Annotated in this window: 11 protein-coding genes; 7 read left to right on the top strand and 4 right to left on the bottom strand. The window is 57.5% G+C overall.

From position 1 onward, the window contains the following. The first annotated feature begins 291 nt into the window (after positions 1-291). The 3 genes from AB1L30_RS19870 (at position 292) to AB1L30_RS19860 (ending at position 2,421) form a co-directional block, all read left to right on the top strand. On the top strand, positions 292-951 hold the full coding sequence (locus AB1L30_RS19870; protein ID WP_345089859.1) for an RNA polymerase sigma factor: 660 nt from the start codon (positions 292-294) through the stop codon (positions 949-951). Next, a complete protein-coding gene (locus AB1L30_RS19865) occupies positions 935-1,969 on the top strand; it encodes a hypothetical protein (RefSeq protein WP_367015292.1) in 1,035 nt (344 codons plus the stop codon). The genes AB1L30_RS19870 and AB1L30_RS19865 overlap by 17 nt, the downstream gene beginning before the upstream one ends. Before the next feature lie 281 nt (positions 1,970-2,250). Beyond that, a complete protein-coding gene (locus tag AB1L30_RS19860; RefSeq protein WP_367015290.1) occupies positions 2,251-2,421 on the top strand; it encodes a hypothetical protein in 171 nt (56 codons plus the stop codon). 73 nt (positions 2,422-2,494) lie between these two features. Here the strand turns inward: AB1L30_RS19860 and AB1L30_RS19855 are convergent, their stop codons facing one another. Further along, positions 2,495-3,157: a hypothetical protein gene (locus tag AB1L30_RS19855; protein WP_367015288.1), complete on the bottom strand. Its 663-nt coding sequence runs from the start codon at positions 3,155-3,157 to the stop codon at positions 2,495-2,497. Beyond that, complete coding sequence (locus AB1L30_RS19850; RefSeq protein WP_367015286.1) at positions 3,154-3,777, bottom strand: RNA polymerase sigma factor; 624 nt, start codon at positions 3,775-3,777, stop codon at positions 3,154-3,156. Before AB1L30_RS19850 ends, AB1L30_RS19855 begins: the two co-directional genes overlap by 4 nt. A gap of 748 nt (positions 3,778-4,525) precedes the next feature. Here AB1L30_RS19850 and AB1L30_RS19845 point away from each other — a divergent pair. The 4 genes from AB1L30_RS19845 (at position 4,526) to AB1L30_RS19830 (ending at position 9,800) form a co-directional block, all read left to right on the top strand. After that, the gene (locus AB1L30_RS19845; protein ID WP_367015284.1) at positions 4,526-5,164 is read left to right on the top strand and encodes a DUF1559 domain-containing protein; all 639 of its coding nucleotides are present in this window, start codon (positions 4,526-4,528) and stop codon (positions 5,162-5,164) included. After that, positions 5,161-5,928: a DUF1559 domain-containing protein gene (locus tag AB1L30_RS19840; protein WP_367015282.1), complete on the top strand. Its 768-nt coding sequence runs from the start codon at positions 5,161-5,163 to the stop codon at positions 5,926-5,928. The genes AB1L30_RS19845 and AB1L30_RS19840 overlap by 4 nt, the downstream gene beginning before the upstream one ends. A gap of 31 nt (positions 5,929-5,959) precedes the next feature. Further along, the gene (locus tag AB1L30_RS19835; RefSeq protein WP_367015280.1) at positions 5,960-6,676 is read left to right on the top strand and encodes a DUF1559 domain-containing protein; all 717 of its coding nucleotides are present in this window, start codon (positions 5,960-5,962) and stop codon (positions 6,674-6,676) included. A gap of 115 nt (positions 6,677-6,791) precedes the next feature. Continuing rightward, positions 6,792-9,800, top strand: a complete 3,009-nt coding sequence (locus AB1L30_RS19830; protein ID WP_367015278.1) for a DEAD/DEAH box helicase family protein — start codon at positions 6,792-6,794, stop codon at positions 9,798-9,800. 10 nt (positions 9,801-9,810) lie between these two features. Here the strand turns inward: AB1L30_RS19830 and AB1L30_RS19825 are convergent, their stop codons facing one another. Together AB1L30_RS19825 and AB1L30_RS19820 are read right to left on the bottom strand one after the other, a co-directional pair. Beyond that, positions 9,811-10,560, bottom strand: a complete 750-nt coding sequence (locus AB1L30_RS19825) for a hypothetical protein (RefSeq protein ID WP_367015277.1) — start codon at positions 10,558-10,560, stop codon at positions 9,811-9,813. A 210-nt stretch (positions 10,561-10,770) separates the two neighbouring features. Continuing rightward, positions 10,771-12,240: a trypsin-like peptidase domain-containing protein gene (locus AB1L30_RS19820; RefSeq protein WP_367015275.1), complete on the bottom strand. Its 1,470-nt coding sequence runs from the start codon at positions 12,238-12,240 to the stop codon at positions 10,771-10,773. Between the last annotated feature and the right edge of the window lie 268 nt (positions 12,241-12,508).

The raw sequence follows: 12,508 nt of genomic DNA, 5'->3' as shown, positions 1-12,508 counted from the left end.
AGAAGGCGTTAACGTCGCCTGCAACGGCCCATTTGTATTTGGTGTCACTCATTTGTTGTCCTTCGGCACGGGCGTTGCATAAGGGGTATGACGAGTTTAGGAGCCTGTCATGGGGCTGTCAATTCTCGACCATCTGCCCACGCAAAACTCCGGTTGGGGGTCACGCGTGTTAGAATATGGATCACGGCAATGGTCGAACGGCACCTTCGCCAAGCCTTTTTCAAGGTTTGTATGAAGATTGCTCCCTTCAGGAAACGGATTTCGAACCATTGCTGGGAACCTTCGTAGAAAATGACAACTGCCACACTTGAAATGACGTCAAGTTACTCCGACCCATCGCTAGTTCAACCCAAGTCCGACGAGGACTTGCTGCTGGCGTATCGGGATTCGGGGAACCGGAGTTACTTCCAGAAGTTGGTGCAGCGCTACGAGCGAGAGCTGTACAACTACCTGCGACGCTACCTCGGCGACCCCGAAATGGCGGAGGATGTGTTTCAGGCTGCCTTCCTGCAAGTGCACCTGAAATGCGACACCTTTGAGGTGGGACGTCGTTTCCGTCCTTGGCTATACACGATTGCCACGAATCAGGCGATCGATGCTCAGCGTAAAACCAAGCGCCATAAGATGGTTAGCCTGGATCGCGCTGGCAGCTCGGGCGAGCAGCAAGAGACCGGTTCGCTGGTCGATTTGCTGGTCAGCTCAGAGCCAGGGCCGATGTCGCAGATGGATGATCAGGAACGACAACGTGTTATGCGTGATGCCGTTCAGGACCTTCCGGAGTCGTTGAAGACCGCGATCGTGCTGGTCTACTACCAAGGTTTGAAGTACCGCGAAGCGGCCGACATCTTGGGTATTCCGGTCGGGACGGTCAAAAGTCGCCTGCACACCGCCGTGCAGAAACTTACCGAAGCATGGAACGAAGTTTATACACCCGATGACGATGACGCGTGAGCATTGGTTGGGCTACCTTATGGGTGCCCTGGACGAACACGAGCAAGCCTCGGTCGAACGGCAAATTGCCAGCGACCCTCGCGCTGCGGCTGAAATCGCACAACTCCGATCGCATCTCCATCTCATGGCCGATGGTCTCGACGAGGCCGCCCCGCCGGCCGGACTCGCCTCGCGAACATGTGCCTTATTGGATAACCCAGGACTGTTCGCGGAGATCCTCGATCCCGCTGTCCCAGAAAGCCCCACCGCACCAGAACGCCCCAATCGCGCGGCATTCGAGTCGCTTGGTGGCGGCGGACGCCCTACATTTACCCTGATGGATATGGTGGTCGCCGTTGGGGCATGTATTGCCGCGGTGGCGATCTTCTTCCCAGCCTTGGCCAGTTCTCGAATGCTGGCGGCCCGGCTCCAGTGCGAAAACAACCTTCGCCAGGTCGGCATGGCACTGCACGAATTCGCCACCGGCAACGCCGAAAAGCGATATCCGGCCATCGCCGCCAACGGCCCCCTGTCGATCGCCGGCTCGTACGCACCACGGCTGATCGATAACGGAATCATCCGTCATCCTGAAACGGTCCGCTGTGCCGAGATGAATCGTCCCGGCATCGACCAGGAACTGCCAACCGTCGAGCAGCTTCTCAATGCTCCGGCCGACGACGTCGAGCGTTTGCAAAAGCGTTTGGCTGCCGTTTACAGCTATAATCTGGGCAATCTCGAAAATGGCAAGCTTCAAGCACCTCTGATGAAGGGGAGCGCCCGCTATCCGGTCGCCTCGGACGTGGTGATCGTGAAAGATGGCCAGATCACGCCGCAAGCCCACGAAGATGGACGCTTCAACATCTTGTTTGATGACGGCCACGTCGAATTTATCAGTCTCGAAGACTTGCCAGGTTCGATGAAAGATTACTTCTTCAACGACAAGGGCGAGGTCGCGGCTGGTCTCGACGAGGACGATGCGGTCATTGCCAATGGCATTGCCCATCCGCTGATCGAAGACAACCTGCCTATGGCACCGTAGGATCACCCACAAGCGTGGCGACAATCGTGCACGTCGTTCGGTGTTCCAGTAAAAAACGTAAGGCGTCGTGAAGATTTCATGACGCCTTTTTAATTCGGGTTTGCCCTACCCTGGTCGAATTGCTATCTTTCGGAGAAGATAAAGCCTTCTCCCCGGAACAGAACTAATTTTCAGGCAGTACGTCGCAAGTGATCGACTCGCGCTCTTCTTCCACCACTGCACCGCAGGATACGGTTAAGCAGGCAGTCCAGCTCGGTTTTTACATCGGCTCGGGACTCGGGTTGGCCACCGGATCGGCCATCGCCACCTTGTTGGGAAGCAACCTGCTCTGGCAAACAGGCGGCTTAGTTGCTGGTGCCTTCTTGGGCATTTGCTGCGGTGCCGGTATCGTCTGGCTGCAGCGTCGCCTTAAGCCGGTCACCGCCCCGGTCTATCGGCCTACGAGCGGCTAGAAGCTCTCCGCATCCTTCTTGGTCAAGATAGTCGAACCGCCACGTTGCGGCCCGCTACGCACTCGCTCTGCGCTTACTGAGCGTGGCAATGTTGGCAGCGGCCAATCAACGCGAGCATCTGAGGCTGCTTCAGCGTAACCATCGGAGAGTCGGCGTCGTCATGCGAGCCGGCATGATGGCATTGGCTACAGCAGTGGGTTGCCGTGAATGCTTCCGGTGCGGCCTCGCCCACGGCGAAGTCGATGGCAGCCAACGAACACGGAGCCTGGCCGACGGCCAACTCTGGCAAGTTCGGCACGATCACGGACTGCGATGAAGTGAAGCGATTGATCGGCGGGACCGAGCTGCCTGGGCCAGAAACTTCCCCACGCCAGTTGCTGTCGATCGCCAGGATTAACATCAAGCACAACGCTAGCGCGATCAGCGGTCCAGTAATTGTGGCCAGAATGTCGGTCTTTGGTCGCTCAGGCTGGTCGGCAACGCAGCGGTCGGAATGGATGCTATCAACTGTCAGAAAGGCAGGCAGCGGTGATTCTTCTTCGGCGGCGTCTGGCTTGCCTTCGGCTAGCATTTCTGTCGCTGGGCGCAGTGCTTCTGCCAGCTCGCGACAGCTATGGCAAACGGTCAGGTGCCGCTCAACAGGGAAGTCGACTTCGTGCTGCCCGGTTGGAAAAGGACCTTGGGTCAACACTTCGAACACGTCGTCGCAGGTCGGCAGATGGTGCGATTGAATCATCGGACGTGTTCCTCGGAGAGCTCTTGGCACGTGTTCTGAATGAGTTTGGCTAGTTGCAACAATCCATTGCGAACCCGTGCCTTGGCGGCCGGCAAGCCGATTTCCTGAGCATCGGCGATCTCTTGGAATTTCATCTCACCGAAGAACCGCAAGCGAATCGCTTCCGCTTGGATGGGTGTCAGTTGATCGAGCAGTCGCAAGACTTGATCGCGGCGTTCGCCATCGATCAAACGCGATAAAGCCTGACAAGGAACTTCGGTTTCCAAAATGGACGTTTGCTCGCGATCGTCACTGCCGCTGGTCAGCGTGGTCGTGTTGACCGGTTGACGCTTCGACTTCTCTCGCAGCCGATGGCATACGTTCAGAAGGATTCGCCACAGCCACGTTCGGAAACTGTATCGCGAGTCGTAGGTGTGCAACCATTTGAAGCTGTTGAGAAACGCTTCCTGGACGGCGTCTTCCGCCAACTGCGCATCGCCCAGATAACTGTAAGCCAGGTTCAACAGAGCCCGGCGGTAGCGCTTCACGATCGTTGCATACTGATCGGCATCGCCCGCCAGAACGGCTGCGAGGATCTCGCCATCGGTCAGCTCTTCAGGTGCCGAGTTATTAGGTGCCATCAGTAGTGAAGGTGGGAAGCGATACTTAGGAAGGTTGCAACGTTCCCCTCATTATAGCGCTGCCGCAGTCCAGGAGATACATTTCGCGGCCAACCCGCCCCCGAAGTTCGCTTAAAACGCCATCGATGCTACCTAAGTTGCTGACAAATAACAGTTTAGATCAGAAGTCTATTCGCAACGAGCAGACTGCCGTTCGTAAAGCGGGTTTGCTTGAGTCAAGAAACGTTGAAAGTCCGTCTCTCTTACCAAGAGCGGGAAGCGAAGCAAGAAAGGGCCATCAGAACTTAGCCCCAGTCCAGAGGAGAAGCTTTCCCTGGAATCTTGCCGTGCTATCACCTTTGGTAAGAGAGCCGGACTTTCAACTGAACTATCGTGCGTGAACGTGCGTCTTGTTCACTCGCGATGTTCGCAAACCTTTAACCACCCAGGAAGATCCCCACCTTGCCCAGGTAATAGACTTATCGAAACATGAGCGGTTGGATGTGATTGATACTGCTTTGCTAATTGGATTTCTTATCGCAGTCGGTCGAGTCGTGGCGAGTGTGCCGGTTGTAACGCCGAACGACCGCTACAGCTTGTAAGCCGACGCCTCGAACGCCACTCATCTCTCTTTGTTGGCCGAATGGCGCACGACCAATTTCTAGGAGCTCGTTCCGATGGGGGCTATGATGGCAGTTCTGGCAAGTCTCGCTCGCATGGCGGTTGCTGGCATCTTGTCAAACACCTCCGACCGGAAGGACTCAGGGCAATGAAGATTCGTTTGCTCGTGCTGATCACGATGGCTTTGGTGTTCTTGCTATGGGTCTTCCTGCCGAACATCGAGATGGGAAGAAACGAAGCCCGCCAGGTGCAAGAGAGATTGCACCTGACCAGCCTGGCCGAGGCGATCACGCAGCATCGCTCGCAGGACCACACTCCCCTGCCCCAAGGTGTGACCGACAGCGACGGTAATACGCTTCTTTCCTGGCGGGTGTTGATTTTGCCGGAACTTGGTCACGAAGATCTGTTCTCCCAGTTCGACTTAAGCCAGCCTTGGGATGCACCGGTGAACCAGAAGATGATCTCGCAGATGCCTGGTGGCTTTGACTCGCCATTTCATGACGACCAACAACGAGCGAACGGGGTGACAACCTATCGGATCGTTGCCGCCAACCTGCCCAAGGGCAACGACGCGGCGATCGTCGTATCGCTGCCCAGTGCCCCGGTGATTTGGACGAAACCTGAGGTGCTTTCTCCGAAACAGCTTTGGCAACAGGTCAGCCACTATCCCGAGGCAGACTTGCCCCTGCGCTTCGTCACTTCGGCTGGCAACGTTATGGAACTTGGCCAACCAACCTCGCAGCAGTTGTCCACGTACTTCGTTCCGGTCGAAGGGACATTGCCATGAATGACCAGCGCGAGGCTAACCCCTACAAGTCGCCAACCAAAGACGCGAAAGAGTCGCCAGCGACCGGTCGTTTTCCTACTAAGATCGAATTGTTGGTGATCGTGGCGATCATCTGCGTGTTGATTGGGCTCCTTTTGCCGAGCAGTACAATTAGTTGCAATCTTGGCTTGCGCGGGGCAATCGCCAACAACCTGAAGCAGATCGGTCTTGCCTTACACGATTACCACGACGCTCACGGCTCGCTTCCCCCTGCCATGGTAACGGACGAAGAGGGACGCCCTTTGTACTCGTGGCGCATTCTCATTCTGCCTTACTTGGGGGAAGGCAAGCTCTATCAGCAGTTCGCACTCGACGAACCTTGGGATAGCGAAACGAATCTCCCTCTCGTTCAGCAGATGCCCGACTGGTTTGCCGATCTAACGCAACATTCCTCGGCCAATCGGGGTGAGACGTGCTGTCTGGCAATCGTCGATCCGAAGTCCGATCGAACCATGATGCAGTCGACCGTGGGACGTCGATTTTCCGACGTAGCGGACGGGCTCGATCTCACGGGGATGGTGGTCTTCGAGCCGCGGCGGAGTGAACTCTGGACAAAACCTATCGACATTCACCCGAAAGAACTGGTGGGGCGTCCCCCGCTGCGTAACAATGAGATGTGTGGTGGTCTGCTGCTGAAGGGAGATGCGAGTTCCCAGTGGTTTGGCTACGTCGACTCCCCTTCGATTCGTTCGTATGTGTACTGCGACGATGATTCGACCAACTAATCTTTTTCGGTATCGCTAAAGGATCCATTGCATGATTCGTCGTCGTGGAAATGCCAAGGTCATTGTGCTGGTCGTGCTCGCCGTGATCGGGACGATGATGCTGACCTGTGCCGGGCTCGTTGCGTTGGTGGTGTTCCCTGCCTTGGGGCAGGCACGTCTCGCTGCCCAGCGCATGCAGTCGAGCAACAACATGAAGATGATCGCCCTGGCACTGCACAACTATCACGACACCTACGGCACGCTTCCACCTGCCTACATTCCCGATGAAGATGGCAAGCCAATGCATTCGTGGCGGACGCTGCTGTTGCCCTTCATCGAAGAGAACTATCTCTACGACCAGTACGATTTCGACCAGCCATGGAACAGTCCTGCCAACCTCCAGCTTGCCGCGAAAACGCCATGGGCCTACACCAATCCTGCAATGAAAGAACTCGAGGACCAGGGTTTGACGACCTATGTCGCCTTGGCAGGTCCCAAGACGGCGATCAACACCCAGCGAGGGGTCAAGCTGAGTGAAGTCATGCGTGGCGCCCCGAACCGAGTTATGGTGGTCGAAGACACCAGCAACCCGGTCCCGTGGTCCCAGCCGACCGATATCTCTCCAGAAGCGTTCCTGGCAATGGACTTCAGCCAACAGGTGTTCCACGGGGCGATGGTTGGTAATGTGGATGGTTCAGTCCGCTTCATTGCCGAGGATCAGAAGGGGGAACTGCAGGGCTTGGTCACTACGGATGACTTAGCCGAGTAACTTTAGCGATCAAGAAGCGGGGGCTCGCTGATGCGGGGCCCCTCTTCAACTTTCTGGCCGTAGCAAGGAAAATGACACGGAACTACCATGTTTATCACCTTGGGCCGGAAGCGACATGAGCGATACCTTTCCCCAGATCAAATTTCGCGGCCAGCTTCGACCATCGCAGCTTCAGGTTCGTGATGTCGCTCAGCAGCAGCTCTCGCGCGGCGAGCATCAACTGCACATCGTTGCCCCGCCCGGCTCTGGCAAAACGGTCCTGGGCCTTTATCTGTGGGCGGAACTGATCAAACGCCCTGCCCTGGTGCTCAGTCCGAACTCGGCCATCCAGTCGCAATGGGCGGCCAGGACCGATCTATTCGAGACCGACCGGCCGATGCCAATGCTGGTCAGCACCAATCCGGAAGAACCGCAGCTTCTGACCTCGCTCACCTATCAAGCGGTCACGTTGCCACGTCGCGGCGACGATGGACTCGATCATGCCGCGATGTCGTTGTGGGAAGATCGCCTGATCGAAAAAGGTCAGGCCCAAGATCCAGCCGAAGCGAAGGTCTGGATTCGCGACCTGAAAAAACACAATCGCGACTACTACGACGAACGCCTGTCCGCCTATCGCAAGAGTGTACGGGACGAAGCAGGCCTGGCAGGGCAATCGTTCGAGATGCTGCATCAGTCTTGCTTGAAGACCTGGCAGCGACTGCGCGACGTTGGGGTCGGGCTATTGATCCTCGACGAATGCCATCACCTGGTGGGGCATTGGGGCCGCGTGCTTTCGGATGCTCGACAGTATCTCGATAACCCGATCGTGATCGGCCTCACGGCAACTCCGCCCGATGGCGACGGCAAGGTGCCGGCCGACTTTCAGCGGTATCAAGAGTTCCTCGGACCGATCGATCACGATGTGCCGGTCCCGGCCGTGGTTCGCGACGGGTTCCTGGCACCTTACCAGGACCTGGCGTACTTCGTTCGCCCTTCCGAGGCTGAGCTGCGCTTCGTGGCCCAAGCAGACGATCACCTGCAAGAGATCCTGGAGCAAGTTTGCACCAAGCCCTCCGACGATGGCGAAGCCGAGCCAGCGACCCCCACTTCCGAGATCGTCGAAGGCAAAGAGGACGAGCCACTGACCGAAGAACCGTTGATGCTGCAGCACGTGGGTGGAACCGAAGCGGTCTATCACGAAGAGAACCCATTCGACGATCTGATCCCTGAAAACGAACCCCCAGCCAAAACGCCGCCGCTTGAAGTTCCTGTGGCAGTCGAGCCAGAGACAGCTGACGAGGCTCCACGCATCAAAGCCTTGGTACCGTGGCTCCTGCAAACGCTAGAAACGCGACGGCATGCGACCAGTACCTTCAAGACCTGGGCGTCGTTCCATCGCCGCGATCCGGAGTTCGCCGATGCGGCTCGGGTCTTTCTTCAGGTCCGCGAAGTTAAATTGCCGGAAGAGGTCCCGCCGGTCGTCATCGAAGTGCCCCTCGACGAAGTCCCTCAGATTCCGGTCGTGATCCCGGTGCTCGATCGCTACGTACGGCATGCCTTGCGGCGTTCGCCCAACGCGGAAGATCGTGCTTTGGCGGAACGGGTAATCTCTGGCTTGCGGATGCTCGGCGTGCAAATCACCGAAACGGGTTGCCAGGCATGTGCTTCTCCGGTCGGACGCGTGCTGGCCTATTCCAGCGAGAAAGCCAACGCGTTGGTCCCGATTTTGACCGCGGAAATGGCAGCGATGGGAGAAGCCATCCGGGCAGTCGTGGTGACCGATTTCGAGAAGACTTCCGCTACGATTTCAGAAGTCGAAGACCTGCTCAGCAGCGAAGCAGGCGGAGCGATCGCCGCCTTTCGTGTGCTGGTGAGCGATCCGCAGCTCGATCAATTGAATCCGATTCTCGTTACCGGTTCCAGCGTTCTCGTGGATGACGACTTGTCACCTCGCTTCGAGGAAGCCGCCAAGCTGTGGCTATCCAATGCCGGCTACGAAGCAACGTTGACCTTCGAAGCGGAGACTGGCTTTCATGTCGTTTCCGGAAGTGGTCGCGATTGGTGCCCGCGCGTTTATGTCGAGATGATCACCGATTTGTTTCAACGCGGTTTGACGAAGTGCCTGGTCGGGACGCGTGGCTTGCTGGGAGAAGGCTGGGACGCCAACAAGATCAACGTGCTGATCGATCTAACGACAGTCACCACCAGCATGACAGTGCGTCAGCTGCGCGGCCGATCGTTCCGACTCGATCCGCAAGAGCCGGAGAAACTGGCCGACAACTGGGACGTGGTGTGCCTCGCTCCGGAATTCAGCAAAGGCCTGGATGACTATGCCCGTTTCATCAAGAAGCATCAAAACATCTTTGGTGTGACCGACGATGCCGTAATCGAGAAAGGTGTCGGTCACGTTCATCCCGCGCTCACCGAACTGCGACCGGAACTGCTGGAAGGCTCGGTCCGTGATCTGAATCGGGATATGCTGCAGCGCGTGACGCGACGCCGAGAGACGCGTGGCTTGTGGAAGATCGGTACGCCTTACGAAGGCAATCCGAATCATACGCTCGAGATGCGCATCAACGAAGCACCGCGCGAGCAAGGTGGCTTTCCGCCTTTCCCTGGGGCGAAGGAGCCCTGGTCGAGCGAGTCGCTGGTGCAAGCGATCGGCGAAGCGATTGCCCGTACGATGGTGCAGCTCGACATGCTCAAATCGGCTCCGCACGTCCTCGCCAAGTCACGTGCCGGTGGCTATGTTCGTGTCCTGCTGGAAGATGCCAACGACGAAGATAGCCGCGTTTTTGTTACGGCGCTGCACGAGGCACTCGGCCCGCTCAATCGACCACGCTACATCATCCCGCGGAAGCTGAAGTTCGTGAAAGGCAACTGGTTCTCGCAGATGCTTCCCAAGGTCTTGGGACAGTATTTCGAGAAGTCGGTCGACAAGACGGTGACCGTCCACGCGGTGCCCAATGTGCTGGCGAGAAACAAAGAGACAGTCGAAGTCTATCAACAATACTGGAACGAGTACGTCAGTCCTGGCTTCCCCGTGTTTGCGCTGCGAGGCGATGGCGAGGACCTGCTACGCGAGGCGCTCAAGAAGGGGATGAGTCCCCAAGGAGATTTTCACGAGAAAGAGATCTTCCGCTAAGCGGAGCAGCTTAGCTGTTGAACAACGCCGCGATGTCGTCTTGATCGAGCGGTTTGTCCTCGAAGTCTTCTTCGGCCTCTTCCGCTTTGGCCTCGGCGTCCTCTGACGATTCGGCTTCTTCAGGCTCGTTCGCCACAGCTTTGGCTGCCGCTGGCGATTCCTTCTTAGTTTCGTCGTTTTCTTTCGGTCCGGCAGAGCCCTGGGCCGAGGCGAACATCGAAGCGATATCGTCCGCCGATGCGACCGCGGACGCTTCTTCGTTGGTTGGCTCTTGGTTCTTGGGTTCTTCGCGGCGACCAGCGAGGAAGTCTTCCAGTTCGTGCTCTTCGTCGTCGGCAGCTTCCGCAGCGGCTGCGGGAGGAGCCGAAACCTTTGGCTCATCTTTCACTTCGGCAACCGGTTGTTCGGCTTCTTCTTCAACCGTTAGTGATTCGAGCTCGGCCGCACTAACCACATCTTCGATCGAAGGTGGCGCTGGTGTGGGCTCTGGTTCCGGAGCATCTTCCGGTTCGTTCATTTCTGGGAATGGGTGGCTGACGACGGGGGGCTTCTTGGGTTCCGGCTTCGGAGCTTGTGGCTCTTCCGCTTCTGCCTTTTCAGCCGACTCGGCCTCGCCGTCCAAAGCATCGATCTGCACGACCTCGTCACCGCCAGATGGCAGGAATAAGGCGTACCATGGTCGAGGGCCATAGCCCAAAAGGACTGCGGCACCGAAACCCACGCACAGATTGACGACGGAGAACAGAAGGAAAACTAACACGGCCCAACCATTAGCGGAAACGTAATTAGAACGAAGTAGGGGGAATGTCCACCTACCTCAAAAGCATACGTTTCAACCAACTACCGCGTGGTTCGGCATTCGGAATGCCGTAGTAAGATTTCGCCTTAAAAACTATCAATCGTTACAAAGCGACTATCCAGTAAATAATTTCCCACCAATGGCAGGGGGCCTCCCGCTATCGGAGTAGGCCTAGCGACTTTGGCCTCGCATGATCGGGCCAGGACGCCCATCGTTTTTTGAAGCTTGGCGTAGAAATTCCTGCGAAGGCTGCCCAGGAAGCGTAAAGACAGCCGGCTGGGCCGTGGGGTTATCCTTCGATCGAAGGACCACCGTCACCTCGGCACCACCCTTCTGCCCGCGCAGATAGTGCAGCATCTCCCGCTCTACCTGGCTGAGCCCCTGCATCGCATCGATATTGCCGCCACCGCTAGTGATCGCATTGACCGGTGCCGAAGCTGGAACCGAAGGGCTGCTTGGGATTGGACGAACGGCCGGGTTGCCAGGGAAGTTCGATGGCGGAGTCACAGGCATCGAGCGAGGTTCTGGCGAAGCCAACGGAGCCGACGCCGAAGCAAGTTGAACCGGGTTAGGCTTGCTGAACAAGTGAGCCAGGTTTGCTTTATGCAGTACGGCATAAATCGTAGGAATTGCCGCGTAGATCCCTTCGTTATCTTCGTCGTCGGCGGCATTGCAAACGCCAACCAGTTGCCCTTCTGGAGTAAAGAGGCCACCACCGCTGCGACCGACAGTAGGTGCTCCGGCGGCCTGCACGTTGGCATGACCGACATAGCGGTTCAAGCTGTTGATCCGCGACTGATAAAGGTTGCGCGGACCGCCATTATCGCAGCCAACGCTGAAGGCTTGTTGGCCGACTTGTAGTTGATGATTTTCGCCGGCGATCTGCATTGGTGTGATCGGCGACTGCGTGCGAATCGCCACCAGGGCGACGTCACGATCGAGGTCGTAAACCAGGACCTTACCTGGCACGCTGCTGCCTGCTTCCGAGTCCTGAAAGGTCAGCACTTCGAGTGGGCCTTGGCCCTGGGAATCGCGGAACAAGTGAGCACAGGTCAGCACCAGGCATTCGTTACCTTGGCTATGCACCACGGTACCGCTGCCGTACGAGTGGCCGTCCGGGTCTGACACTTTCAGTTTCACGCTGGCCTGCATCGCCAACGCTTGAACGTTGCCAGGGTTGGCGGCTGCTTGGGGAGCGGCCGGCTGACCATAAACAGCAGGCTGCACGGCGCCGACGTGCGGCGATTGGCCGCGAGCTAAACCAGTGGCCGAGCCGAGCGGAGCGGCCGCTTGAGCAGGAATCGCTTGGGGAGGTGCTGGGACTTCTGGCTTGGCCACGCGGAACATGCGGGCCAGGCGGTCGTACGAGGTGGCACCTTCGACCGAATCAACGATTTGGTTATTCGAGACCAGGACGAAGTACGGCAGCCCGCGAACGCCCATTTGCTGAGCCATCTGCGGTTGCTGGTCCCGATCGATCACTTGAACCGGATGGCCAGACTGTTGCAGTCGACCGATGACCGGCTTCATTTGATGACAATAGACGCACCAGTCGGCGGTGAAACAGTACAGAACGGTGTCGGCCGCCGCGACCGGAGTCGCGAGCAGGAAGAGTAGTAGTAGCGAGCTTGCCACCTTCATCGCATCCCTCCTTGGAGCGAGAACTGTCGTTGCCTTTATGGGGCAGTCTTGTATCGATTGGACCTGCGGGGGTTGGTCCTGGCTTTTCGCTTCTGGCCGTCCTGACCAGGCGGGGCGGAAAAACGCCGGGACAATGTCGTTGGATGGCCGATTTCCAACAAGGGCAATCTCTGACGAATCGGACCTAATTTGCGAAGATCCGCGAAAAATCCTCAAGTTGGACCCTGCTATCAGTCGCAGGCATCCCTTCGCTGGCAATCCATGATGG

The organism is Bremerella sp. JC817, from assembly GCF_040718835.1.
Classification (GTDB): domain Bacteria; phylum Planctomycetota; class Planctomycetia; order Pirellulales; family Pirellulaceae; genus Bremerella.
The sequence above is the reverse complement of the archived record's forward strand: the minus strand, read 5'-3'. Positions and strand labels throughout refer to the sequence as shown.

What these genes read in the sequence shown, in the direction of transcription:
- AB1L30_RS19870 (WP_345089859.1), top strand. Translation starts at nt 292, where the DNA reads ATGACAACTGCCACACTTGAAATGACGTCAAGTTACTCCGACCCATCG.
- AB1L30_RS19865 (WP_367015292.1), top strand. Translation starts at nt 935, where the DNA reads ATGACGATGACGCGTGAGCATTGGTTGGGCTACCTTATGGGTGCCCTG.
- AB1L30_RS19855 (WP_367015288.1), bottom strand. Translation starts at nt 3,157, where the DNA reads ATGATTCAATCGCACCATCTGCCGACCTGCGACGACGTGTTCGAAGTG.
- AB1L30_RS19850 (WP_367015286.1), bottom strand. Translation starts at nt 3,777, where the DNA reads ATGGCACCTAATAACTCGGCACCTGAAGAGCTGACCGATGGCGAGATC.
- AB1L30_RS19845 (WP_367015284.1), top strand. Translation starts at nt 4,526, where the DNA reads ATGAAGATTCGTTTGCTCGTGCTGATCACGATGGCTTTGGTGTTCTTG.
- AB1L30_RS19840 (WP_367015282.1), top strand. Translation starts at nt 5,161, where the DNA reads ATGAATGACCAGCGCGAGGCTAACCCCTACAAGTCGCCAACCAAAGAC.
- AB1L30_RS19835 (WP_367015280.1), top strand. Translation starts at nt 5,960, where the DNA reads ATGATTCGTCGTCGTGGAAATGCCAAGGTCATTGTGCTGGTCGTGCTC.
- AB1L30_RS19830 (WP_367015278.1), top strand. Translation starts at nt 6,792, where the DNA reads ATGAGCGATACCTTTCCCCAGATCAAATTTCGCGGCCAGCTTCGACCA.
- AB1L30_RS19820 (WP_367015275.1), bottom strand. Translation starts at nt 12,240, where the DNA reads ATGAAGGTGGCAAGCTCGCTACTACTACTCTTCCTGCTCGCGACTCCG.